Origin of the sequence: Staphylococcus hyicus (genome assembly GCF_000816085.1) — a bacterium.
Classification (GTDB): domain Bacteria; phylum Bacillota; class Bacilli; order Staphylococcales; family Staphylococcaceae; genus Staphylococcus; species Staphylococcus hyicus.
The window spans coordinates 1,145,183-1,168,865 of sequence record NZ_CP008747.1 but is presented as its reverse complement, the minus strand read 5'-3'; the positions used below and the strand labels follow the sequence as shown (position 1 = coordinate 1,168,865).

Annotated in this window: 26 protein-coding genes and 2 riboswitches; of the genes, 8 read left to right on the top strand and 18 right to left on the bottom strand. The window is 33.2% G+C overall.

Annotated features, from left to right (window positions below; translation table 11 throughout):
• Positions 1-5: 5 nt before the first annotated feature.
• Positions 6-136: riboswitch (FMN riboswitch) on the bottom strand.
• A gap of 119 nt (positions 137-255) precedes the next feature.
• From SHYC_RS05585 to SHYC_RS05575, 3 genes are all read right to left on the bottom strand, one after another.
• Positions 256-1,926 (bottom strand): FAD/NAD(P)-binding protein, encoded by a 1,671-nt coding sequence (locus SHYC_RS05585; protein WP_039645178.1) that lies wholly within the window; start codon positions 1,924-1,926, stop codon positions 256-258.
• Between the two features lie 338 nt (positions 1,927-2,264).
• Positions 2,265-3,131: a peptidoglycan release complex glucosaminidase SagB gene (locus SHYC_RS05580; protein WP_039645176.1), complete on the bottom strand. Its 867-nt coding sequence runs from the start codon at positions 3,129-3,131 to the stop codon at positions 2,265-2,267.
• Between the two features lie 162 nt (positions 3,132-3,293).
• A complete protein-coding gene (locus SHYC_RS05575) occupies positions 3,294-3,518 on the bottom strand; it encodes a hypothetical protein (protein WP_039645174.1) in 225 nt (74 codons plus the stop codon).
• Positions 3,519-3,716: 198 nt separating this feature from the next.
• Here SHYC_RS05575 and SHYC_RS05570 point away from each other — a divergent pair, with 198 nt between their 5' ends.
• Positions 3,717-4,178, top strand: coding sequence for a sigma-70 family RNA polymerase sigma factor (locus SHYC_RS05570; RefSeq protein WP_039645172.1), 462 nt, complete (start codon positions 3,717-3,719; stop codon positions 4,176-4,178).
• 14 nt (positions 4,179-4,192) lie between these two features.
• The gene (locus SHYC_RS11865; RefSeq protein ID WP_052257826.1) at positions 4,193-4,627 is read left to right on the top strand and encodes a hypothetical protein; all 435 of its coding nucleotides are present in this window, start codon (positions 4,193-4,195) and stop codon (positions 4,625-4,627) included.
• Here the strand turns inward: SHYC_RS11865 and SHYC_RS05560 are convergent.
• Both SHYC_RS05560 and SHYC_RS05555 read right to left on the bottom strand, forming a co-directional pair.
• Positions 4,610-5,059 (bottom strand): hypothetical protein, encoded by a 450-nt coding sequence (locus tag SHYC_RS05560; RefSeq protein WP_039645170.1) that lies wholly within the window; start codon positions 5,057-5,059, stop codon positions 4,610-4,612. The genes SHYC_RS11865 and SHYC_RS05560 overlap by 18 nt on opposite strands.
• Before the next feature lie 93 nt (positions 5,060-5,152).
• Complete coding sequence (locus SHYC_RS05555) at positions 5,153-5,863, bottom strand: transaldolase (protein WP_039645169.1); 711 nt, start codon at positions 5,861-5,863, stop codon at positions 5,153-5,155.
• Between the two features lie 154 nt (positions 5,864-6,017).
• On the opposite strand from SHYC_RS05555, the gene SHYC_RS05550 reads away from it, so the two are divergent.
• Genes SHYC_RS05550 through SHYC_RS05540 form a run of 3 tightly spaced genes read left to right on the top strand, consistent with a single transcriptional unit; the run spans position 6,018 to position 7,068 of the window.
• Positions 6,018-6,320: a hypothetical protein gene (locus tag SHYC_RS05550; RefSeq protein WP_039645167.1), complete on the top strand. Its 303-nt coding sequence runs from the start codon at positions 6,018-6,020 to the stop codon at positions 6,318-6,320.
• A 20-nt stretch (positions 6,321-6,340) separates the two neighbouring features.
• Positions 6,341-6,706: a fluoride efflux transporter CrcB gene (gene crcB, locus SHYC_RS05545; protein ID WP_039645165.1), complete on the top strand. Its 366-nt coding sequence runs from the start codon at positions 6,341-6,343 to the stop codon at positions 6,704-6,706.
• Complete coding sequence (locus tag SHYC_RS05540) at positions 6,703-7,068, top strand: fluoride efflux transporter FluC (protein WP_039645163.1); 366 nt, start codon at positions 6,703-6,705, stop codon at positions 7,066-7,068. Before crcB ends, SHYC_RS05540 begins: the two co-directional genes overlap by 4 nt.
• A gap of 381 nt (positions 7,069-7,449) precedes the next feature.
• Here the strand turns inward: SHYC_RS05540 and SHYC_RS05535 are convergent, their stop codons facing one another.
• From SHYC_RS05535 to metK, 3 genes are all read right to left on the bottom strand, one after another.
• Positions 7,450-8,253, bottom strand: a complete 804-nt coding sequence (locus tag SHYC_RS05535) for an aldo/keto reductase (RefSeq protein WP_197708984.1) — start codon at positions 8,251-8,253, stop codon at positions 7,450-7,452.
• Between the two features lie 213 nt (positions 8,254-8,466).
• On the bottom strand, positions 8,467-9,375 hold the full coding sequence (locus SHYC_RS05530) for an NERD domain-containing protein (RefSeq protein ID WP_039645159.1): 909 nt from the start codon (positions 9,373-9,375) through the stop codon (positions 8,467-8,469).
• 88 nt (positions 9,376-9,463) lie between these two features.
• On the bottom strand, positions 9,464-10,663 hold the full coding sequence (gene metK, locus SHYC_RS05525; protein ID WP_039645157.1) for a methionine adenosyltransferase: 1,200 nt from the start codon (positions 10,661-10,663) through the stop codon (positions 9,464-9,466).
• A gap of 104 nt (positions 10,664-10,767) precedes the next feature.
• Positions 10,768-10,880: riboswitch (SAM riboswitch) on the bottom strand.
• A 212-nt stretch (positions 10,881-11,092) separates the two neighbouring features.
• On the opposite strand from metK, the gene pckA reads away from it, so the two are divergent.
• Positions 11,093-12,673, top strand: coding sequence for a phosphoenolpyruvate carboxykinase (ATP) (gene pckA, locus SHYC_RS05520; protein ID WP_039645154.1), 1,581 nt, complete (start codon positions 11,093-11,095; stop codon positions 12,671-12,673).
• A 27-nt stretch (positions 12,674-12,700) separates the two neighbouring features.
• Here pckA and SHYC_RS05515 read toward each other — a convergent pair whose 3' ends face one another.
• Positions 12,701-13,483: an alpha/beta hydrolase family protein gene (locus SHYC_RS05515; protein WP_371129307.1), complete on the bottom strand. Its 783-nt coding sequence runs from the start codon at positions 13,481-13,483 to the stop codon at positions 12,701-12,703.
• Positions 13,464-13,934, bottom strand: coding sequence for an RNA deprotection pyrophosphohydrolase (gene ytkD, locus SHYC_RS05510; RefSeq protein ID WP_039645152.1), 471 nt, complete (start codon positions 13,932-13,934; stop codon positions 13,464-13,466). The genes SHYC_RS05515 and ytkD overlap by 20 nt, the downstream gene beginning before the upstream one ends.
• 44 nt (positions 13,935-13,978) lie before the next feature.
• Here ytkD and yidD point away from each other — a divergent pair, with 44 nt between their 5' ends.
• On the top strand, positions 13,979-14,227 hold the full coding sequence (gene yidD / locus SHYC_RS05505) for a membrane protein insertion efficiency factor YidD (RefSeq protein WP_371664991.1): 249 nt from the start codon (positions 13,979-13,981) through the stop codon (positions 14,225-14,227).
• Here the strand turns inward: yidD and menC are convergent.
• Together menC and menE are read right to left on the bottom strand one after the other, a co-directional pair.
• A complete protein-coding gene (gene menC / locus SHYC_RS05500) occupies positions 14,224-15,213 on the bottom strand; it encodes an o-succinylbenzoate synthase (protein WP_039645148.1) in 990 nt (329 codons plus the stop codon). The two genes, yidD and menC, sit on opposite strands and share 4 nt — an antisense overlap.
• Complete coding sequence (menE, locus tag SHYC_RS05495) at positions 15,210-16,619, bottom strand: o-succinylbenzoate--CoA ligase (RefSeq protein ID WP_039645146.1); 1,410 nt, start codon at positions 16,617-16,619, stop codon at positions 15,210-15,212. Before menE ends, menC begins: the two co-directional genes overlap by 4 nt.
• A 219-nt stretch (positions 16,620-16,838) precedes the next feature.
• Here menE and SHYC_RS05490 point away from each other — a divergent pair, with 219 nt between their 5' ends.
• Entirely contained in the window at positions 16,839-17,132 is a 294-nt protein-coding gene (locus SHYC_RS05490; protein ID WP_039645144.1) for a hypothetical protein, read from the top strand.
• 502 nt (positions 17,133-17,634) lie between these two features.
• Here SHYC_RS05490 and SHYC_RS05485 read toward each other — a convergent pair.
• From SHYC_RS05485 to SHYC_RS12290, 6 genes are all read right to left on the bottom strand, one after another.
• Positions 17,635-18,126, bottom strand: coding sequence for an Asp23/Gls24 family envelope stress response protein (locus SHYC_RS05485; protein WP_039645142.1), 492 nt, complete (start codon positions 18,124-18,126; stop codon positions 17,635-17,637).
• Positions 18,127-18,172: 46 nt separating this feature from the next.
• A complete protein-coding gene (locus SHYC_RS05480; RefSeq protein WP_039645140.1) occupies positions 18,173-18,415 on the bottom strand; it encodes a DUF2273 domain-containing protein in 243 nt (80 codons plus the stop codon).
• Between the two features lie 20 nt (positions 18,416-18,435).
• Complete coding sequence (gene amaP, locus SHYC_RS05475; protein WP_039645139.1) at positions 18,436-18,981, bottom strand: alkaline shock response membrane anchor protein AmaP; 546 nt, start codon at positions 18,979-18,981, stop codon at positions 18,436-18,438.
• Positions 18,982-19,395: 414 nt separating this feature from the next.
• The gene (locus SHYC_RS05470) at positions 19,396-20,247 is read right to left on the bottom strand and encodes a PrsW family glutamic-type intramembrane protease (RefSeq protein ID WP_039645137.1); all 852 of its coding nucleotides are present in this window, start codon (positions 20,245-20,247) and stop codon (positions 19,396-19,398) included.
• A 694-nt stretch (positions 20,248-20,941) separates the two neighbouring features.
• Positions 20,942-21,805 (bottom strand): PrsW family glutamic-type intramembrane protease, encoded by an 864-nt coding sequence (locus SHYC_RS05465; protein ID WP_039645135.1) that lies wholly within the window; start codon positions 21,803-21,805, stop codon positions 20,942-20,944.
• A gap of 698 nt (positions 21,806-22,503) precedes the next feature.
• On the bottom strand, positions 22,504-22,641 hold the full coding sequence (locus SHYC_RS12290) for a hypothetical protein (protein ID WP_158484654.1): 138 nt from the start codon (positions 22,639-22,641) through the stop codon (positions 22,504-22,506).
• Between the last annotated feature and the right edge of the window lie 1,042 nt (positions 22,642-23,683).

Here is a 23,683-nt window from a genome sequence, read left to right as displayed (position 1 = left end):
CACCGTTATTCTTCCTCCCATCCAGACTTTCACTGTCGGCTCTAGATTCTCACTAGATCAGCCATAGTTAAAAACTATGGGTCGCAGGCTTAAAATTACTGCCGGTTGGGAATTTCACCCAGCCCCGAAAGAATATAATATAAAATTGTGTTGAGATAAAAAGATACTCAAGCACTTATGAATAAGCACTTGAGTCTATATTAGCTCAACAGATTTTATTTTACAATCATTTGGTTTTTTTTAGGTATTTTTTATTCATTCTTTTTTCTTCTTCTTACTTTTTTTCTTTTTTTTCTTCTTTTTCTCTTTCTTATCTTTTTTATGCTTCTTATCTTTTTTATCTTTATGCTTTTTATTTTCTAACTTTGTTTTTTTCTCGTTTGCACTTTCAATTGAAGTCACCTGTTGATCAATTTTAGGGCCATGTCCATGTTCTTTGTTTAAAGTATCACGGTCGTCTAATGTATCATACAAATTTTGAACCGATCGTACAGCTTGTTGAACAATAGAGGGTATACCATTTCTATAATAATTAACACCATTCGTTACTTGTCCAATTGCTCTTAAGTTATTTAAAGTGCCATATAATGGACTTATGACTTCGTTACTTGAAGGAACGATTTGAATTCCTCCCATTGGATGTGATTGAATGATTTGTCGATTTGCAATATCTAACAACAATGCATCGTCATCATCTAATTGACTTAAATGTTTTTTCGCTCCAGTTGCATTGATCACCACATCAGCTTTAATCGCCTCATCTTTATTTCTAAATTTTAATCTGAATTTACCATAATAGTGACGAATGTCTTCTAAGCCTGAATAAATTTTTATGTTTCCTGATTTAATTTCTTGTAATAATAATCTTGCAGTTTCTTGAGGCATTGGATTTGAATTTTCAACAAGATAACGTTGATATTTATGAATGAAACGCTCTTGATCTTCATGACTAAAACTGTTCCAAATCCAATCCATATTTTCTTTAATCACTTCAATGAGACTTTGCAATGCGCCGAGTTCTTTTGGGTGATTTAAGTCATAAGTCAAATCGCGTACAGAATCATATTTTCTACGTTTAAGCAGTCGTTGTAATGGAATATTTAGAGACTCACACTCTTTTTTAAATAAAGTTATTGCCTCATCTAAAGGAACACATCCCAAATTCTTTTGCTTAATTGTTTCAAAATTGGCAGTCGTTACGTATTGTAATGTCACATCAATCATGTCGCCACGAACGCTTGGTAATTTGCCGCTACGACTTGCAACGACAATCGGCTTTTTTTGATGATGATTTACAGCATAGCGGATAACATCTAAACTTGCCAATCCACTTCCTATGATTGCAATTTGATCCGTTTCCTTTACATCATCTAGCGTTCGATTGACAGGATATGGCGAATGAATATAGTGGTTTTTCCCTTTAAGATTGTAAGGGTCATTATAACTCAATGTACCTATTGTTAGAAAAACATAATCATACTTTTGGCATGAGGATAAATCGTTTCCTGTACAAACATTTATCGTTCGAGGGATAATCGCATCATTCACTTCTTCAATGTACATATGCGTCACTTCTTGAGTGATAACATGAATATTTGAGAATGACGATTTAAATGTATTCAAATAGTCTTTCATATAATGCCCAAATACGAATCTTGGGAGATATTCTACTTTGCCATATTCATATTCGTCATGCGCATCATACCACTCTTTAAATTCATTTATGTTATCTTGATTTAAAGAAATCATTGAAACGGGTACATTTGTTAATAAATCTTCACTATCATCTTGAAACGGTTTACCTTGTCCCATATTTACTTCATTATCGTAAACATCAACGTCCAACTGCTTAAACTTTTCAAACTTTACTAAATGACGCAACACACTGACGCCAGCAGTACCCATACCTATAATTGCGACTCTCATTTCAACCACCCTTTCTCCGAGTTTTCTTTTAATTTTACCCTAATCTTTCCAAGATTAATAATAATCGGATTAATTTTTAGCTGCGTGCCTGTGTGTTAAAATATACATATTATAAATACACTGATTTCGGAGTGACGCACATGTTAAAAAAATGCACAAAAATCTTTATATTGGTTGTCATATTTTTCTTTTATTTTGGCAAAAACAATAAAGCAGAATAACTATTGAATCATATAACGATAAATTATATTTAACTTTGAAAAGAGAAATATCATTGAATTCTTTTATTACCACATATAAAAAACGACTTTCAAAAATATTGAAAGTCGTTTTACTTATTATTCATGATTTTTACCATCTTGATGTTTTTGATCATCTTTATATACATACCAATTAAAATATTTACCCTCAGTTTTCATATCTTTATAAAAGTCAGCCATAATTGTTGCATTACTTTTAGCCCAATTAATATCCGTAGCGTACTGATGTTCTCCAGGATTACTAGGGTTCCATCGCATACTATAAAGTGTGTTTTGTTCAGGGTTTTTTAAGTAGTGATCATGTATAAATTCTGCACCACCATAAATTGCTTTTTCAGGTGTGTCCCATCCTTTTTTCTTAGCGTATTCCGCACCTGTTTTAATTGGATCTTCGTCAAGTGCCCCTACACCATAAAAGTTATAGTATTTTTTACCGTCAATTTCAACACCATTTGAAAGCTCTGATGCCACAGAGCCTGTTTCAAGTAAGGCATGGGAAATCAAATAAACTTCATTCACTTGTTTTGCTTTCGCAGCATTAAGAAAGTCTTCTGTATGATTTAATAATGTAGGGTGATTAATTAACATTCTCTTAATACGGTTCTCATCTATACCTTGATATTTTGATAAATCTAAAAATTGATATTTTTGCTTTTTATCATCCATAAAACTTGAGCTGTTCATCGCTTCTCGAATTTCAGTAGGAGAAGCGTCACGCCAGTTCGTATGATTCTTATTAGATACTTGTTGACTTGTATAATTATCAATTTGCTTTTTTGCAGCCTGTTCAAGTGTCACATTTAGTTTTTCAACACGCTCAACTTGCTTGACTGATTTAAAGAAAATTTGGTCTTTAATCATTGAAAAAAATAAAAACCCTGCAATTGCCGCTACGATGAGTAACACGATTACAGAAATCAATGAACCTTTTTTGTGCTTTCTCATAAACACACCTCTTCATTAAGTTGTTTCAATGGATAAATGATTCATCTATTAAACATTCACGCTTGAATACAAATTTTACCACCAATGTGAGACGAACACAATTGAAGATATCTCTTGTCATGAATTCATAAAAAAAAAGTAATGAATATGTAAAGAAATTCATTACTTTTCTTGACGATAATAATCCATCATAATGAAACTTGCTGCTTGAGACCGATTTTTATAGTAGTACTTTGTCAAGTCAATCGCACCTTCAATTTCTCCATCACGATACATCATTTCTTTTGTCATATTGTTAATCATGACGAAATCAGCTCGGTCACGAATGACATCTAAATCATCATTTCGCGCAAAGAAATGCTCTAAATTTAAATGTTCATAGTCCATAGTTTCCTCCATAACGTCCTTTTTTTGATAAATGATGTCGTTAAACGGGTAAAAATGTACCTATATATCAAAAACGTCTTATTTTTATTATCTTAATGTCGAATTTAATCTAAAAATATCATAAAAATGCAGGTGTCTCAATCATTTTAAACTGGTATGACTTATTTAACCGGTCAAAGTATGGCAAGGAGGCAATTTATGAATTTCAAAACATTATATGTAAAATATGAAAAGTTTCTGCATTATCTTCTAAAAAAGTACAATATCTCTTATAATTATGACGAGTACTTTCAAATGTTGTTCATTCGGCTATGGGAATTACAATGTAATTATGATGCCGAACGATCTAAAGATTTTCATCGTTATATAAGGACCAAACTTCATTTTTATCTCATTGATTTATTACGTCAACATTGGCGTCACCCTACTACAACAGAAATTTCGAATTTAAATATCTCTGTAATCCCCTCATATTTCTACCTTCAATTATCTTTAATTTCAAATCATTTATCCCCACAACAATGGACATGGCTAACACTACACTTAAATGGTTATAATCAAAGTGAAATTCAAAATAAAATGCAATGTTCCCTCAGTACAGTAAAAAACTATAAAAAACAAACGTTAGCCATTTTAAAATCTCACTTAGAATATCAATAGAAAGGAATGCATGAATGACTCAATTTAATTCACTTCTCTATGTAGAAACACCACTTGTTATGACACACGAACTTAATATTCAATTCCGCTACTTTAATATTCATTCCTCTATGTCATTGACCTCGTTTTTAAATACTTTAGTCAAATCTCATCATAAACATTTAAATACACAAATAGCGTTAGCCAGCAACATGTTAAATATTGGTCAGTTTATCCCGATTTACATTTCTCCAGAACTCATTATATGTCCGCTATTTCCAAAACGCTCCACCTATCAAGTATATATTAATATGACCGAAGTCATTGGGTTAACATCAATGAAAGATCGCACACGCATTCACTTCAAACAGAATCATCAATTCATTGCAGATGTTTCAATAACGTTTTGTTTAAAGAAATGGAAAGAGTGTCTATTATTACGTCAATTAATGTTAAGTCAATCTGTTTAGCTTGTAGTCAATTAAACGCTTTGTCAAAAAGCCATTTACAGGTTTAACTAAAAGTATAGTAGTTATTATCATACAGCCACTTGCAATAAGAATAAGAAAGACATGTTGCAGTTGTAATGAATTTGTAGGCGATATTAAATATTTAATCGAGGCTAATGACAACAACAATCCCGTTATAAAAAAACCTATAATTATTGTGTTTAAAAATATCAGCCCTAGCAATGTAATCACTAAATGTAATTGTGATTTTGGTTTAGAATTAAATATATGGCGAGATAGAAACAATATGACAAATTGATTTTGTGAGCGATATTGTGCTTTAAACGTTTCGGCATTGAATCCACTTAATTCTGAATTTAATATCTTTCGTTCTTTTCTGTTTAAGTACCATAATTGTTTCTCTATTTTAGCTTTAAACATCGGTTGTTCCATGATGCACTCCTTTAAGTTTAATTTATTTAAAAAGACTCAAACCTTCGTAAAAGATCGAAGTGTTTGAGTCTCTATTTTATCAAAACTGTTCGATTATAAAATACTTAAACCTGAGCTTTGAATATCTTTTGCAAACCCTTTTACTGTATCTACTGATAGTTCATCGATGTTTCTACCAATATTTGGGATTTTCTTAACGACATCACCAGGGCATGTAATAATATCAGCCCCAATTTCATCTGCTTGAATAACATTATACAATTCACGGCAACTAGCCCATAGTAATTGTACACCCTTCTTACTGTGTGTCACTTTAACAGATTCTTTCATTAGTGGTAATGGATCCACACCTGTATCAGCAATACGTCCTGCAAATACAGAAACATATGTTTCGACACCCTCAGTAACTGCTTCAGTAATTGCTTTTACTTGTTCAATCGTATAAACTGCTGTCACATTAAGTTTAACACCTTTTGCTGATAACTTTTCAATTAAAGGCAACATCGATTCCCCTTTTGTATTGACAATTGGTATCTTAACGAAGATGTTCTCCCCAAATTGTTGGATAATTTCAGCTTCTTTTTCCATTGTTTCCATATCATCACCAAAAACTTCAAATGAAACTGAAGCATCAGGTATTGCTTTTACGACTTCTTTAGCAAATTGTGTATAGTCCTCTACACCTGCTTTAGCCATCAAGCTAGGGTTCGTAGTAAAACCATCTACTTCTTTATTTACATACGCTTGTTTCATTTGATTGATATCTGCACCATCAGCAAATACTTGTACTTTTAAATTTTTCATAATGTCCTCCTAGATGTGAGTATTGATAGTTATGTTATATCATTTTTTAACATAGAAATGCTATATTTACGCTTACGAAAGATGAAAAGTATCCATTTTTTTAAGAAAATAAAATATAATATGATATGATATTAGTCGACAAGGAGGCACACGCATGTCAAAATCGAAGAAATATTTCTATTTAACTGTACTCTTATTATTAGTAAGCTTATATTTCAATGCATTTAACCCCCTATTACATATTCACTTTAATACTATTATAAAAATAATTATTGTAAGTGTGTTTTTGAATGCATTAATTTTAATTTTCACAATCATTTTTGCCGACAAAGCTATTAAACATTTACCTGAAAATAAAAGCTGGATTCATCGTGCATCTAAACGATTACCATGGTTTATTTTATGCGTTTTAATCCTACATATCATTTCAGCATTGTATTTGTTTGGTATTATTTAAGGTGTATTGGAGGGGATTTAATGGGATACTTATATATTTTTATCGGCGGTGCCATTGGAGCGTTTTGTCGTTATATACTTTCCTATATCCCCCAATGGTACGGATTCCCCATAGGCACTTTTTTTGCCAACATCGTAGGCGCTTTTTTTATGGGGCTTTTATTTTCAAATTCAATCTCTTTGTTTCATACGCATCCGTATTTAAAAAAAGGCATCACTACTGGTGGTCTTGGTGCATTAACAACGTTCTCTACATTTCAATTTGAATTATTTCACTTCCTGACAGGTGATGAATGGCTTAAAGGAATGCTCTATCTTATCTTAAGTAGCTTAATAGGATTATCGAGTTGTCTACTCGGCTTGAAGTTAGGGGCTAATGTTTCATGATCATCCTCCTCGTTATGATAGGCGGCGGTATCGGCGCAATGTTACGTGCGTTGTTATCCAATCTGATAAATAGATCGACCAAAACTAATTTTCCAGTTGCCACATTAGTAGTTAATTTGCTTGGATGCTTTTCCTTCGGCCTAGTCAGCCCGCTAATGTCTTCCGAAAGTGCACACTTTCATTTACTCATGATTGGTATACTCGGAGGATTCACTACATTTTCGACGTTACAACTTGAATTGTCAACACAGATACGACGTCAAAAATGGTTTCAAGTTTGGCTAATACTTATGTTTCAATATATTGGTGGTTTCTTAAGTTTGATTGCGGGTTATGCACTATCATATTGCGTCATCAGTTAATCACCATTGAAACACATAAATTTGCCATAGAAAATATAGGTAAACACTTTAACACCATCTCTTTTTAAATTTAAATACAAGGTAATGGGCTACGACACTTCTCCCCTGTTAATCAAAAACCAACAAAATTCTTCGTACTTGAATTTTGTTGGTTATTTATATATAAATTTTGTCTTTGTGCGAGGAAAGATGGTGAATTAAAAAATCGCTTTGATTGCATACACAGACGAGACTTCTAAGGCATTAAGCCAAATCCGATAATACCTTTTGAGGTAAAACACCTCAAAAGCGAGGCGTTAGGAACAATCAAAATAGAAATGATTTTTAAACCAGGCCCATTTAGATACGTGAACCCTGTTGTATGAACATTATCAGTTAATATTATTTACCATTAAACAGTAAAGGATCCGGACCTATTCTTTTATTTTCATTACACGCATTGAGTTGTGTCATATGCGTTTGTGATAATTCAAAATCAAATACCTTTATATTTTCATCAATTCGATTTGGCGTAATTGATTTAGGAATAGTGACAACGCCATTTTGAATATTCCATCTGATTATGACTTGTGCAGGTGACTTTTGAATTTCAGTTGCAATCGCCTTCACAGTCTCATCCTCTAAAATTTGAGCATTCATTAACGGCGACCAAGATTCCATTTGAATTTTTTGTGCTTCTAAATATGTTTTTAATTTTGTTTGAGTTAAATAAGGATGAAATTCCACTTGATTGACTACAGGTTTAATTGATGTTTCAGTCAATAATCGTTCTAGATGTTCAATATTAAAATTACTTACACCAATATTTTTTACCTTTCCCGCTTTATATAAGTCTTCCATCCCTTTCCATGTATCTATCATAAGGTTTTCATCTTGACCTGGCCAATGCATTAAATATAAATCTAAATAGTCTAACCCTAATAATTTTAATGACTCATTATAGGCTTGTTCTACATTGTCCCGACCATAGTCATCTAGCCATAATTTTGATGTGATAAATAAATCTTCGCGTTTAATATCAGATTCCTCAAGAGCTGCTTTAATACCTTCGCCAACTTTTTGTTCATTTTTATAAATCATTGCTGTATCAATACTTCGATAGCCATTTAATATTGCGTGTTTTACCGCTTCTTTCGCTGTTTGGTCGTTTTTAACACGAAATACGCCTAACCCAACTTGAGGCATCGTATTCCCATTATACAATTTGATTTCTTGCAAAGCTCTCACCCTTTCTTATTTGAATTTATCATATCGAAGTCCTCGCATCGCGTAAATCATTTTGTCTCAACTCCCACATAGACAAAAAGAGCAGGACATGTTCTGTCCTACTCTTTAGTCATTCACTTATTATTATGTCATTCTTATTTATTTTCTAAGCTATGACACGCTTAAATAGTATTAGTTAAATGATTCAATTTCATCCATAATGGTTTGTAAATCATTTACATCGTATTGGATACGGCCGTGAAATACAAATTTATTAAAGAATTCATCAAGTTGCTCAGGGCCCACCAATACTTTTGTGCCACTTTGCGATGCGTAATTCGAAATGGTAATATCGCCTTCATGTCTCGGATTGAAATAAAGAATCGCAGTTGGTACATATTTGAGATTAAGTTTTTGCTGTAAAGTCGTTGCCAATGTTTCGATAGACTGAAGCTGCGATGTGTAATCAATTACAGACAAAGCTTGTTTTTCATCATTTTGATCAAGCACAAGTGTTTGTGGTGATTGTGTATCTAAATTCAACGTTTTAAACACCTGTTCCATCATAGGATTTTCTTTGAATTGACTTTGACTTACACCTTGATATACATGTCCTTTTAATAATTCTGAATCAATAATATATAGACCTGTACGCGTTAGTACAAGATGACTAATGCGTGTTATCTCTTCTAAAGAATTCGTTGGCATGAATATGTTTGCCATAATGTGCATATCTTCAGGACGGATACGTTTTTCTTTTACAAGACGTTCTCTAATTCCTAACAAACGCATATCTGTAATATATTCACTATCATTTTTAGAAAATAATTTTAATGCATCAATTTCACGATTTTTTGATGATACCATTGCATCATATTGTTCTTTATGACGCGTATCTGATTTTTTCTTTTCAATTCGAACTTCTTCTAAAGCTTCTTTATGTTCAGCGTTTAATTTTTCTTCTTTAGATTGATACTGACTCGAATATGTTTCTTTAACTTTTTTCTTACTGCGCAATGCAAATAAAAACATGATAAGAAATAAGAATGCGAGCACACTCGCAACGATTAACCCAATTTGAATGGGATCTAATTGTGACATGGACATTGACCTACCTTTTCCTTCATTTGCTTTATTATAATCATTATATAAAAAAGCGAATAAAATCGCGAATCTTTATTGAGAAAATTTATTTAAGCGTTTCTACCGCTTCCTTTAAAATATCAATTTTGTTTGTCTTTTCCCAAGGGACATCAATATCATTGCGTCCAAAATGACCATAAGCCGCAGTTTGTTTATAAATCGGTCGTTGTAAGTCTAACATTTTAATGATTCCGGCTGGACGCAAATCAAAATTTTGTCTAACAGCTTCTATTAAAATGTTTTCCGACACTTTTCCTGTGCCAAATGTATCAATAGCTATCGATACCGGTTGTGCGACACCGATTGCATAAGCAATTTGTACTTCACATTTATCTGCTAATTCTGCAGCTACAATATTTTTAGCAACATAGCGTGCAGCATATGCAGCCGAACGGTCTACTTTCGTAGGATCTTTACCAGAAAATGCACCGCCACCATGACGCGCATAACCGCCATACGTATCAACAATGATTTTACGACCAGTTAAACCTGCATCACCTTGAGGACCACCGATAACAAAACGTCCAGTTGGGTTAATAAAGAATTTCGTATCTTTATCAATTAAATGATCTTCAACAGTTGGATAAATCACATGTTTTTTTAAATCTTCTTGAATGTCTTCCAATTCAATATCTTCATGATGTTGAGATGAAATGACAATCGTATCGACACGTTTAGGATGATTATTTTCATCATATTCAACCGTAACTTGTACTTTACCATCTGGTCTTAAATAACTTAATGTTCCATCTTTACGAACCGTCGTTAAACGCTTAGATAACTTATGCGATAAATCTATCGGCAACGGCATAAATGTGTCTGTTTCGTTTGTCGCATATCCAAACATTAATCCTTGGTCTCCAGCCCCAATATTTAATACTTCATCTTGATCTTGGTCGCGATATTCTAAAGCACGGTCTACACCTTGTGCGATATCAGGTGATTGTTCATCGATAGCTGTAAGTACAGACATTGTTTTATAGTCATACCCATATTTTGCTCGAGTATATCCGATTTCTTTAACGGTCTCACGAACAACTTTAGGTATGTCTACATAAGTAGAAGTTGTAATCTCTCCAGCAATTAAAGCCATACCAGTCGTAACAGTCGTTTCGCACGCCACACGTGCATTCGGGTCACCTTTCAAAATTTCATCTAAAATTGCATCTGAAATTTGATCGGCAATTTTATCTGGATGTCCTTCAGTAACTGATTCTGAAGTAAATAAGCGTCTATTGTAAGTCATATTAAGCTCCTTTTTATTTTATTACGAAGTTCTCTTTGTAACTGAGCCAATAAAAAAAGCCTTTCATACTCTTAAATAGAGAGAAGGCCTTTAACGTCCATTCGCTCTTATCGTTCAGACTGTATATGTCTGCAAACGGTTTGGCACCTTTCTTCTATAAAAGAAGAGGTTGCTGGGTTTCATTGGGTCCATGTCCCTCCACCACTCAGGATAAGAGAATCCGTTAGTCCTATATTACATAAATTTTTTAACAGTGTCAATTCAGTTTGAGTTTATGTAACACAAATATAAAACCGATACAGCAATCTAATTATTTTACTATTTTTCTCTCCAAATTACCTAATTTCAGTATGGATAATGAAATCATTGTGTTATACTCTTGAATTGTAAAGGCTTACATCGCCGAAATCACTATTGGAGGGATAAACCATGTCGTTTGATACACAAGCAATTGACGCTTTAAAAACCAAGCCTTCATCTCATTTTCAACTTACTACTACTGAACTCTACAACAAAATTTTAAAACGAGACGAAGCTGAACTCACAGAATTTGGGGCCATTAATGCAAAAACGGGCGTATATACAGGACGTTCTCCAAAAGATAAATATATCGTAGACAATCCTCAAGTCAAAGATGATATTGATTGGGGTACGGTTAATCAGCCGATTTCAGAAGAAAAGTTTTTAAACTTGTACTACCAAGTGATTGATTATTTGGACAGTAAAGATGAGATATTTGTTTTCAATGGTTATGCTGGAAGTGATAAAGATTCACAACTTGATTTAACAGTCGTCAATGAGTTTGCGTGGCATAATTTATTTGCTCAAAATTTATTTATTAAGCCAAGCTCTAAAGAAGAAGCTTCAAAAATCAAAGCTGACTTTACAGTTATATCGGCACCAACATTCAAAGCCGACCCAGACAAAGATGGACTACGGTCTGAAACGTTTGTCATTATTTCATTCAAACATAAAACCGTTTTAATCGGGGGCACGGAATATGCGGGTGAAATGAAAAAATCAATTTTCTCTGTGATGAATTACTTATTACCAAAACAAAAAATAATGAGTATGCATTGCTCTGCAAACGTGGGTAATAAAGGTGATGTTGCATTATTCTTTGGATTATCTGGTACTGGAAAAACGACTTTATCAGCAGACCCTAATCGTAAATTAATCGGTGATGATGAACATGGATGGAATGAAAATGGTGTCTTTAATATTGAAGGTGGCTGTTATGCCAAGGCCATTTCATTGTCCGCAGAAAAAGAACCACAAATTTTTAAAGCCATCAGATATGGTACGGTTTTAGAAAATTGCGTCGTGGATTCACAAGGATATGTCGATTTCGACGATAACAAATTCACTGAAAACACGCGTGCTGCTTATCCAATTCACCATATAGATAACATTGTCGTTCCGTCCAAAGCGTCACATCCAAATACAATTATTTTCTTAACAGCAGATGCTTTTGGGGTATTACCTCCTATTTCTAAGTTAACAAAAGATCAAGCAATGTATCATTTCCTAAGCGGTTTTACATCAAAACTTGCGGGTACTGAACGTGGTATTACTGAACCTCAACCCTCTTTTTCAACATGTTTTGGGGCACCATTCTTGCCATTAAGTGCGAAAGTCTATGCTGACCTTCTCGGTAATTTAATTGATAAACACGAAGTTGATGTGTATTTAGTCAATACAGGTTGGACCGGTGGTAAATACGGTGTGGGTAACCGTATTGAACTAAGACATACACGAAAAATGGTCAATGATGCGATTAGTGGAAAATTAAAAAATGTTGAATTTGAAAAGGATCATATTTTCGGTTTAAATATTCCTAAAAAAGTAGAAGATGTGCCGACTACAATTTTACAACCTATTAACGCATGGACAAATAAAGAGGCATATGAAACACAAGCAAAAGATTTAGTGGCACGTTTTAAAGAGAACTTCAAAAAATTTGGTGATGATACGCAACATCTTGAAGAGACAGGCGGCTTCAAAGGATAAGACAAAAGCTGTGACACATGACTGATTTCATGTATCACAGCTTTTACTTTTTTCAATCGTCTTCATCCATCTTTGAATATATGATAATACTTCTTGCATCGCATGTGGCTTCGGGACATGCCCTTCATCCATTTGATAATAAGTATCAAAGGATGCGCCAACGTATTTTAATCGCGCCGTTAAAACATGTGCATGTTGTATACCCACTTGCTTATCTTTATGACCATGAATAATGAGTATAGGCGGCGATTCTTTATGAAGGGTTTTTAACGCATTTCGCGCTTCATATGCAGCTATATTTTGACTCGGGTGTCCAATCATACGTTTTAGCATTCCTCTTAAATCGACACGTTCTTCAAACATCAAACGCAAATCGCTTACCCCACCCCATATAATAAAACTGTGAACGGGGATATGTTGAAAGGTTAATAACCCTTGAATACCACCCCTTGAAAAACCAATAATATGAATGAAGGCTTCTGGGAATTGCGTTTTTAAAATTGATGCTACGATCTCCACGTCATTCAAATCTTTTCCTGCAAACTCATCCCGTCCTTCACTTCCATTATTCCCTCTATAATAAGGCGCAAAAACGAGTGTGTGTGGTTGTATAAATTGAAGTAATCGGGCTAAACGGACGCGTCCCACCTGCCCTTTTCCACCTCTTAAATATATTATGATACGTTGTACAGGTTTGATTGGTGTTAAGCACAATCCTTTAACGTTCAAACCATCCACTTGGTAAGTCAGTTCTTCAACTTTGTGCGTTTGTATTTCAGTTGGCATTAACTTACGTGCTGTAAAACCCAAGCATCATCATCCTTTCCACACATTTTAAAATGGCTGGATCATCCAACAAAAAACTCTTATTTTGTGGAGGAATATTATCAATGGTAGAAAAACAAATCGGTCCCTCTGTCTCTAAATAATCCTGTTTCGATTCGAGTTCACTTACAACACATACAAAAACATCTTTAGTAAAGACCCGCTGTGCGTTTGTAACAGTATATTGCGCAATATAGTACGCCACTTCTAGGTGTCCACCTGTCTCTTCATAGATTTCTCTCGATAATGCTTCTATACTTGTTTCACCTTTTTCACACTTACCACCAGGAAATTCTATCCCCCGTTTACGATGTTTTGTAAATAGTAATTTATTACGATATTGCGTTAACCCTAACACATGATCCCCTGTAGGTTCTTCATTTGGTCCACAATAACGCAATTTTATATGTTGATTTTTCTGGTCAATAAACTCCAATTCCCTTTCCCCTTTACGAACTGTGTTAGAATAGATTAAAAATAATGAGAGGAGGTATTAGTTTGAGACATTTGTTTATTTTGCCTATTCGCTTTTATCAAAAGTTCATATCTCCACTAACACCGCCGTCGTGCAGATTTTATCCTACATGTTCAAACTATACCATAGAAGCCATTCAAGTTCATGGTGCGTTTAGAGGCATATGGCTAGGAATTAAACGTATTTTAAAATGTCATCCTTTGCATAAGGGAGGGTTTGATCCTGTCCCACTAAAAAATGAAAAGAAACATTAATCCGGCATTAACTGTTTTCGGTCAACTTTAGGTGGTGCAAATGTTAACACACCTTGCTGAAGTTGGCCGGACGTTTCACATAAATCGTGCTCAAAATAATACCCATGCGGAGGAATGTCACCTGCAAAATCTCCATATCGACTCAGCCACGCAGTATAATAACGGCTCAGTGCAGTTTCATACATCCCTCCTATAACCACTTTAACCCCTTGGCCTTGTAAACGTTGCATCGCTAATAATGTACGATCAATCCCACCTAGACGAAATGGTTTGAGAACTACAACTGAAATTGGGTAGGATTCAATTAACTGTAAAATACGTTCTAAAGATATAGCAGATTCATCGATTGCAACAGGCGGCACCCTCATATCTTCATGTAAACGCGTCAATTGTTCAAAAGGTTCTTCAATATATGCAATCTCTTCTTTCCATAACGCTTTTAATGTAGCGTCATCTCCTTTATTTAATGTCCGGTTGGCATCTAAACTAATTGGTACATCTGGATATATCGTACGTATCATATGGACTTGGTTTAATATATTTTGGGACCACTTTAATTTAAGTCGTGCAATATGATTCAAATTTAATACCCTTTGATTAAAGTCTCCATTTATCGTTTGAACCGGTTCCACCTTAAAAGTAGGCAAATCATGAAACATCGGATACAGAGCCATCATTAATGTTGCTCGTGCTGCAGGTACATGATTAAGACTTTCTAATCGTTCAATACAATCTTCAAAATGCGAAAATGACTCATTTTTAACTTTTATAAACCATTGCATTATGTCATTCTTAACAGTATCAATGGTTTCTTCATAATACCAGTCGGTTTCAAAAACATTCGCTTCGCCAAACCATTCTTTACCGTTTTCATCTATAAGGCCAACAATAAGTGTAGAGCGATAGGTCATTGCAACTTTCGGCGTAACAATCGGTTGTTTAAATTTGGGGTTAAAACTATAAAATTGGATGTCGACAATCTTCATTTTTCTACCTCTACCAAATGTTGACGTTGTAATTTTCCAGTACTTGTATAAGGCAATGCACTTACAATATAAATTCTTTTAGGATGTTTGTATTTTGCGAGGTGCACATTTAAATAATGATTTAATTCAGAAAGAATCGCTTCCCCAGTTTCACTCACAATATATAATACTGGTACTTCCCCCCAAATTTCATCTGTAGCACCAACACACATAGCATCTGAAACACCTGACAATGATTTCGCTTTAGATTCTATTTCAAAAGGATAAATATTTTCTCCACCACTAATTATTAAATCTTTTCGCCGATCATAAATCGTAATATAACCCTCTTCGATACTTGCGATGTCACCAGTATTAAAATAACCATCATCATCAAACATAGACGGATTGACCTCTTCCGGAAAAATGTAACCGTTCATCACATTTTCACCTTTCACATATAGTACACCATGGCCTTCTTTGTTAGCATCTTTAATTTTGATACGTTGATTTCCACTCGGACACCCCACTGTATTAGGACGCCGTTGCAAAACTTTAGGCGATGCGGTTAAAAATTGTGAACATGTTTCGGTCATGCCAAACGAATTATAAATTGGAAGTTGATATTTTAAAGCTTGAGCGATAAACTCTTCATCCAACTTCGCACCCCCTAACAAGATTTTTTCAATATTAAATGGTTGATTCAATCCTTCGTCCATCAATCGCGTTAACGTTTGTGGGACAAGAGAAAGGTGCGTAATATGTTTGTGTTGAATACATGACAATATCGCTTGCGGGTCAAATTTTTCTTTTAAATACACTGTAAATCCATATAACACACTTCTAATAATGATGCTCAGTCCTGATATATGATAAATAGGCAACACTGCAAGCCATCGTGATTCACGTGTAAATCCTAACGTTTCGTGACAGCTCTGTGCACTCGCCTTATGATTATTAAAAGTTTGTGGTACAGCTTTTTGAGGACCAGTTGTACCAGAAGTAAACATTATAGTTGCAATGCGATCCAATTTCAACGGCGGTCGATCTATACCCTTTACCTCAGGAGTTGTTTGAAATGTCGTAAATTCAATGATATGAAATTGTTCTGATAAAATAAGTGGCATCGTGGTAATAATATAATTTACCTCCACTGAATTAAGTTGGTTTACAATTTCACGTTGCGTTAATCGATGATTGATCATCACAATTTCAATACCATATAACCAAGCACCATGAATACAAATCAATGCTTCAATAGAATTATTTACATATAATCCAATACGCTTTTGTTCAAGTTTAAATAACTGAGCACCAACTACTTTCGCTTTTTGATAGAGCGCACCAAACGTCAAAATATGCGTATCTGTTTCTACAGCAATTTTATTTGGCGCTAAGCGCGCTTGTGTATCCAACCAATGTTCCATGTAGAAAACCTCCACCACATTCTTACATCTATTATAATGCTAATTTCAAAGACTTGCATGAGAATGATACGAATTATTCAGGTAGAAACCGTGTCTTAATCAAGATATCTTCTCAATGCGAAAAATCAATCATACCTTAACATAAATAATATGCTTTTATTCAATTAGATATTTTAGATTGGGGTAAAGTAATATAAATAAATTATTGAGGTGAATGATATGGAGAAAAAAGCACTTATTGAACATTATATCGATTTAGCAGCGTCTAACCATTTAAAATTGGCATTAACGCTTAACGGAAATGTGGTGTACGGGGAACCTTACACCTCTGATCATGGCGATAAATTTCAACAACAACTAAAAGAAATTAGCAATGACATACAATCAAGTTTAAAATCACCTATTGGTTTCAATCTTAAAGATGTCACTTTAATGTCCGGGGATAAAAGTACATCGCTACCGCACTTATTTATTTTTGTAGATGATATTACTGCTGTAACATTAGTAGATTAATCATTTATTGTTTCAATCGTTTATATAGTCAATGTTGACTAAAATAATCTATGTTCACGCGCCTTCAAAACATTTTTTCAAGTGACTTTTGAAGGTGTTTCAATGTTAAATGGTTTACTTACAAGAAGCTCAATTACACTAAAAATACTGTCTTAGCAATATGTTGAGCTTCAAAGATACCGCTTCACGCCTTCGTTGCATTGTGGCGTCCAAAAGGTTATAAATCATGACTGTTTAAAGCACCGTAATCCTTTAAAGTACGTGTTCACTAATGCCAACTTTTCTCATTCTATCTACGTCAAAATACATCTAAATTGAGTAAAATCAATGAATGTGTAACACAATATTTCCAACTCGTTATGTCTCAGTCATTTATAGTTATATATTATTACAATTTTATATATTTATTAACAACACCTTATACATAAAAAGAACTGAGACATATGAGCCCCAGTTCCGCTATCGCATCACACATCATCTTAAAGTATGTGCGACTTCAATATTATTGTAAACTTTTACTTTCGTTGTTTTGTTTATTACGCTCGTTTTTTTGTTGCCATTCTTTACGTGTCATAACATCATCTACTTGCATATTTACTTCTACAACTTCTAATCCAGTCATATGTTTGACTTGTTCTTTAATCATTTCAGTCACTTTACGGAAAATTTTAGGTGCTGATTCACCGTATTCTAAAATAACTTTTAAATCAACCGCTGCTTGCTTTTCGCCTACCTCAGCACTCACACCTTGAGTGACGTTATTACCATTTGAGAACGAACCACTTATGCTGTCAACAAAGCCACCTTTCATATCTAAAATACCATTGACTTCACGTGCAGCAATACCAGCAATTTTTTCAACCACTTCATCTGTGAAAGTAAGACTATTTTTGAATTGTGGTTCACTTTGAGCGTTTTTTTCTTTTTCTTCACGTACTTTATCATTCACACCTGTTTGTTCATTATAAGCTTGTTTGAAATTTTGATTAGCCATCTAAAACACTCCTTTTAATTAATAATTTTTATATTTTTCATCTAAACTAACTAATTCTATTTATGAAATTTAAGAAATCTTGCGTACGATCTTTAATATACCCTAATCCTATTCCTACTAAACACAAAAAGGCTATAAGGATAGTTTTCCAAAAACCAAGTGTAATAAATAAAATAGCTAAAATTAGAAATAAGAAAAAGCCAATGATACGCCATTGATATGCACGAAAAAAAATCGCTAACGTATCAACTGCAGCTTGGTGTGATTGGTGATTTTCATTATTATTCATGGAAACCCTCCTTTTTACAACTATACAACACGTGGCTCATTTGAACTTTTTCGTTGATCACGTACATTTATCTCAAGGTTACGCACAGGTATCTCCGCAAAGTGCTCCACACGTTCTTTAATATCGTTGCGAATTTTCTCATTGAGCGTTTGTACATTTGTTGTACTTGTTGGTACTAAATAATCTGCTTTGATATCAATGTAACTATGATTCTTCTTATTATAAAGCTTGGAGATTACGTTAGGTTGACGAATATCATCATATTGTTTCAACGTATCGTAAACTGTATTTTCGATAGACTTACGAGAAACATAGATATGACCGTCACTATAATCTTTATATAAACCTGGTTTTCGATGTGTCGGTTTAAATGCGCTAAAGAATAATATTAAACCGATTAAGATTAATAGCCCTGCCAATCCAATCAATAACGGTTGAAACCAATTGAATTGGTAAAAATAATTTTGATATTGTTTAATGGATTGATGATCTATGTACATAAATAATAGAAAACCAACAATCACAACAATCAACAAGCCTAAAATAAAGTTCTTCAATCTTTTCATTATTATTCTCACCTCCTGAAAACATTCACTACTCTTAAATCTACCCTTTAAAAAATAATGAAAAACCTAATATGATAAAATTTATTAAAAGTATTCAATGCCACGTCACGCTTTCTTGATTCGAAAATTTATTCTTCATTTTTTTAATATTATATATTTGAAAATGATAATCCGCGTAAATCAACATCATGTGTTGGCAATCTTCACATAGAAAAAGAGCGGGTTTTTATTTAGTCACTTTTATGTGAAATATCATAATTTAGAAGTGATAAAAATTTTGTAGATGAGCTAAAAAATAGGTCCTCTACTTATATTGTCAATGAAGCTTTCGCTCATCTCACTATAAGCATAGAACCTATAAAAAATATTAAGTTATAACTTTTGAAAGAAATTGTTCCTTTTCTTTACTAACTATTAATTCGGTAATTGTCCTTTTTGTTGCGACACAATCTTGTCCACCGTTTTGAATGCTAAAAGTGCTAGCGATAAATTTATTGTTAGTAGCAGAACTGTGAAATCACCTGTACTTGAACCTATTCCATTATTGAATGGCGTATTGTAAATAAAGTGCGCGAAATATGCTACCAACATCCAAACTAAACCTTGGATTTTTGATATGCCAGTATCTTTAGCAATTAGAGCAACGATACCGATAGCAAATATTAGTGTAAATACCCAATGTGTACCTCCAGCAAAAGCAATACGTTCTAGAAGTAGAGAAAAACCGTCAGCTTTAGCTTTAAATATCTCTTGGAAAGTAAAATAACAGTCCTCGATAATTTGGAAACCAAGACCAATAATCATTCCGCTCACTAACGCATTTTTCAAATCCATTTTTTTAAGGATCAGCAGTACAAGTAAAACTGCAAAACCTTTACCAAATTCTTCAGCTAACGGACCACTAATAGCGGCTCCCCAATCTGCTAAAATGGCATTGGGAACTTTTAAAATAACAATTGTTGTATATCCCACAATTGTATGGCCAATATCTGAAAAATAAACAGAAGCAGTTAAAGCCATAACCCAACTTAATTGGATTACTTTTTTTGAAATTTCAAAGCGTTTTGCTAAATATCGAGTGAGTAAAATTAATGGTATCGCATATATAGCAATGAGTGCAATATTGAGCAAAAACAACGGATACTTGTCTTCTAACCCATTCGGTTTACCAAAACTCTCATAAAAAATTCTGCAACCTGAGAAAAAACTCCATATTGCAAAAAGTATAAGTGCATGATATTTGTATTTGTTAAATAAATTTTTCATGATGTCCCTTTCCTATATGTATTTTGAAAAATTTAGAATAATACAAGGGCACAACGAGTAAATTCTATCCCGTGCGAGAGATGAGGGTAAATAAATGTTACGCATAGCATTAACGAATAATATAAATCCCCCCAACAATAACACACTTCGTGAATACTATATGATTTTCGTTTAAAATTTGACTTTTAACTTCCAATCATCACCAGTGCAATATTGTATTACTATAAATTCACTAACCATATTATATATACACACACTATAAATAGTCTATAAATTAATGTATTTTTAAGATTTGCAAAAGATATACTCCTTCAGATAACACAATGAATGCTTTCGGCATTTCCATACATATTATTCGTTGAAAATTAAACTTAATGAAAAGAATAAAAATTCTCATAAGGCTTGATTCAATGGTCAATCTCTTATATAAGGGTATACGTTACTTTTAATCATTTAGAATAAACCAATACAAAGCATCATTCGTTATCGATATGTGTGATTACATCAACTTTATCACAATCCCATTGATTTCCTGCTTATTCCTTTTATAAATTACTTCGCCCTCCTATTTTTACTGTTTATAGCTTCTTTTCAAGGAATAAAAAATGAATTCCACCCGCTTGAACGGGTGGATTTGATGTTGTTTTTCAGTTTTATTAATTAGATTACATTTAGAACAGATCAATGCTCATTTTTATTTTGTTTTTTCCTGACAAGCGTCTTCAGTTTTTTTCGATTCAATTTTATCGACTGATTTAATTGCTGCGATCGCTAAACATAAGTTAAACGTTAAAATTAATACAGTCACTTCCCCTGTTTTTGAATCAATGCCATCATTGAACGGTGAGTTGACTAAGAAATGCGCGAAAATACCCATTATTAACCAGAAAACACCTTGAATTTTACTAAATCCAGTATTTTTAGCAATTAGCGCTACCATACCCACTGCAAATAAAATTGAGAAAGTCCAATGGGTACCGCCTGCATGCACAATACGTTCAATTAAAGTTGCAAAACCTTCACCATTAGCTACAAATACGTTTCGGAATGTAAAAATACAGTCTTCAATAATTTGGAAACTTAAACCAACGATCATACCACTCACTAAGGCATGTTTTAAATCCATTTTTTTGAAAAGGAGTAAAATAATTAGAACCGTTAGCCCTTTGCCAAATTCTTCAGCAAAAGGGCCTGATACAGCAGCGCCCCATTGATTAATAAAAGATTGAGGTGGGTTAATTACTTTAATCCAAAAAAGCGCAACAAACAAATGCCCTATACCAGACAAATAAAGGGAGGCAGTTAAACCCATAATCCAACTTAACGTTACTACTTTTTTAGAAATTTCAAAGCGTTTCGTTAAATAACGCGCTAGTAGAATCAAGGGAATTGCGTAAATTGCGATAAGCGCTATATTAAGCAAAAATAATGGATACTTTTCCTCAAAACCATTTGGCTTACCAAAGTTAGTATAATAGAGTTTAAAACCAGAAATAAAGCTCCACACCGCGAAAATTACAAGTGCATGATATTTGTATTTTTTTAAGAATTTTTTCATGATGTTTCTATTCCTATACATAATTTTTTATTGAATACCAAAATTACAACATTACATGTAGGTAGACGATCTTACTCAAAAGACGAAAACATATCGACTTAATTTGAAATACTATAGTGAACTAAGCGACCGTCACTATCACAGTTATCATCTAATTACTCCCACGGTTTATAATGCGCATCTTTTTGTTTTAAAAATCTCCTTATGCACATTTAATATTCTATTAATCCTTTAATAATATTATATATCAATATACTCTATATACGTTTGTATTTAATATATTATTAAGGGTTCCGAAATTTATCTAAGTTAATCTTAAGCTAACGACTGACATACTAGCATTGCATAGTCAAAACTTATTTTGCCGTAGAATATGTTACCATTCTCAATTTGATCATCATGACAGTGAACGATTTAACTTAAAACCTTTACTATATCTTTGTTGTACATAAATGACTGACTATGATTACTGCAAAACCTAAACCATTAAATGATTAACTGATTGAATAACTATTCCCTTGGATGTTACGTATCTAATACAACGTTCACATTAGACAACTAGACACAGCAAAAAACCGTCATATCAACGTATATAGATACGTGATACAACGGTAGATTTACGAAATATAAGCAATTAACGGAGAGTGAGGGACATTTGATGCTTCCCATCTAAAACTATTTTGACTCGTGATTGGCACTTACAGCATAAATAAGTTAGGTTTAAATAATTTTTCTATAGTCTTTATTTCATCTTTCCTAACTTTATGAAGTTCTAATTCACCAATGCTTATAAAGTGTGTTATTTCAATATCTGTATAATATTTTACATCAATCATTCCGTCTCACCCTTCCCCTAAGTTTTATTTATATATCTAATTATTTACAGTTTAAATTGTTAATTTTTCGCGAACTTCTTTAGCTACTTCACTCTTATTTACTTTTTTAGTTTGAAGTATGACTCCCTTGTTATCGGTATATACAACTTTAATTATATCTCCTTTGATAAAGGACTTTAAATTTTCTTTCCCGTTTTCCTTATGTACATCTTCCTTCGAATACAAATTGATAATAGAGTTTGTATTTTTGACCTCACCATAAAAAACACCTTACTTTTATATTTCTCTGTAAATATAGAAGGTAACCGTAGTAGGTGTTTCATAAATAACAAAAAAACGACCGTTTAATTGGTCATTTTTTATTCGAGGTTACCTATTTTCTTTGCGCATTTTTTGTACGGCTATTTTATACAAATAACTTCATCGTTATGTTTTATAGAAACCATAATTTTTCTATCTAATTTTCTACGTGTCAATTTTTTAAAAAAATTTCATCAAACAGCCGTATTGCACATCCCATGCAGCTAATTTTTCTTCCTCAGTCATTAAATCACAACATTTTATTACGGTTTATTTTAATTGTATAGCTCTATCATTCTATCTGTATCCATACCCAGTCTCATAAATATCACCTCACACCAAATAAAGAACTTGCATTGCTTTTTGCAAACAAAAAAGAAAGTTACCAATTAATAATAATCGTTAAGATAATTTTGAATAAGGCGCTTTATATATTTCTCCATATAAACGTATTTAATGATAAAATATAAATATGAAGATTGTAATATTAAATTGCCTTTAGTACCATGATAAGATGAAACTCATTTCAAATATCAAAATCAATTGCAACTTACTTTGATAAGGAAAATCTAATGGAGTAAGTGCGTCAATTTATTGAATTTATTAAAAATCGCAAAAAGTAAAGTAACTTTTCAAAGGATGATGTAAATTAAAGTACGAAAGTTTATTAATCGAAAACGAAAACATAGATGTGGTTGAGACATCTTCCCTACCGCACTTTCAACGTGGATTATATTACGAG

Excerpts from the sequence above, each read along its gene's own strand:
- SHYC_RS05480 (WP_039645140.1), bottom strand. The coding sequence starts at position 18,415 with ATGAATAATAATGAAAATCACCAATCACACCAAGCTGCAGTTGATACG.
- SHYC_RS05490 (WP_039645144.1), top strand. The coding sequence starts at position 16,839 with ATGGAGAAAAAAGCACTTATTGAACATTATATCGATTTAGCAGCGTCT.
- SHYC_RS05465 (WP_039645135.1), bottom strand. The coding sequence starts at position 21,805 with ATGAAAAAATTCTTAAAAAAATACAAATATCATGCACTTGTAATTTTC.
- SHYC_RS05470 (WP_039645137.1), bottom strand. The coding sequence starts at position 20,247 with ATGAAAAATTTATTTAACAAATACAAATATCATGCACTTATACTTTTT.
- SHYC_RS05530 (WP_039645159.1), bottom strand. The coding sequence starts at position 9,375 with ATGTCACAATTAGATCCCATTCAAATTGGGTTAATCGTTGCGAGTGTG.
- SHYC_RS05585 (WP_039645178.1), bottom strand. The coding sequence starts at position 1,926 with ATGAGAGTCGCAATTATAGGTATGGGTACTGCTGGCGTCAGTGTGTTG.
- metK (WP_039645157.1), bottom strand. The coding sequence starts at position 10,663 with ATGACTTACAATAGACGCTTATTTACTTCAGAATCAGTTACTGAAGGA.
- SHYC_RS05550 (WP_039645167.1), top strand. The coding sequence starts at position 6,018 with ATGTCAAAATCGAAGAAATATTTCTATTTAACTGTACTCTTATTATTA.
- SHYC_RS05555 (WP_039645169.1), bottom strand. The coding sequence starts at position 5,863 with ATGAAAAATTTAAAAGTACAAGTATTTGCTGATGGTGCAGATATCAAT.
- crcB (WP_039645165.1), top strand. The coding sequence starts at position 6,341 with ATGGGATACTTATATATTTTTATCGGCGGTGCCATTGGAGCGTTTTGT.
- SHYC_RS05570 (WP_039645172.1), top strand. The coding sequence starts at position 3,717 with ATGAATTTCAAAACATTATATGTAAAATATGAAAAGTTTCTGCATTAT.
- SHYC_RS05560 (WP_039645170.1), bottom strand. The coding sequence starts at position 5,059 with ATGGAACAACCGATGTTTAAAGCTAAAATAGAGAAACAATTATGGTAC.
- SHYC_RS05575 (WP_039645174.1), bottom strand. The coding sequence starts at position 3,518 with ATGGACTATGAACATTTAAATTTAGAGCATTTCTTTGCGCGAAATGAT.
- yidD (WP_371664991.1), top strand. The coding sequence starts at position 13,979 with ATGAGAGGAGGTATTAGTTTGAGACATTTGTTTATTTTGCCTATTCGC.
- menE (WP_039645146.1), bottom strand. The coding sequence starts at position 16,619 with ATGGAACATTGGTTGGATACACAAGCGCGCTTAGCGCCAAATAAAATT.
- SHYC_RS11865 (WP_052257826.1), top strand. The coding sequence starts at position 4,193 with ATGACTCAATTTAATTCACTTCTCTATGTAGAAACACCACTTGTTATG.
- SHYC_RS05580 (WP_039645176.1), bottom strand. The coding sequence starts at position 3,131 with ATGAGAAAGCACAAAAAAGGTTCATTGATTTCTGTAATCGTGTTACTC.
- menC (WP_039645148.1), bottom strand. The coding sequence starts at position 15,213 with ATGAAGATTGTCGACATCCAATTTTATAGTTTTAACCCCAAATTTAAA.
- SHYC_RS05535 (WP_197708984.1), bottom strand. The coding sequence starts at position 8,253 with ATGCCTCAAGTTGGGTTAGGCGTATTTCGTGTTAAAAACGACCAAACA.
- amaP (WP_039645139.1), bottom strand. The coding sequence starts at position 18,981 with ATGAAAAGATTGAAGAACTTTATTTTAGGCTTGTTGATTGTTGTGATT.
- pckA (WP_039645154.1), top strand. The coding sequence starts at position 11,093 with ATGTCGTTTGATACACAAGCAATTGACGCTTTAAAAACCAAGCCTTCA.
- SHYC_RS05485 (WP_039645142.1), bottom strand. The coding sequence starts at position 18,126 with ATGGCTAATCAAAATTTCAAACAAGCTTATAATGAACAAACAGGTGTG.
- SHYC_RS05540 (WP_039645163.1), top strand. The coding sequence starts at position 6,703 with ATGATCATCCTCCTCGTTATGATAGGCGGCGGTATCGGCGCAATGTTA.
- SHYC_RS12290 (WP_158484654.1), bottom strand. The coding sequence starts at position 22,641 with ATGATTGATGTAAAATATTATACAGATATTGAAATAACACACTTTATA.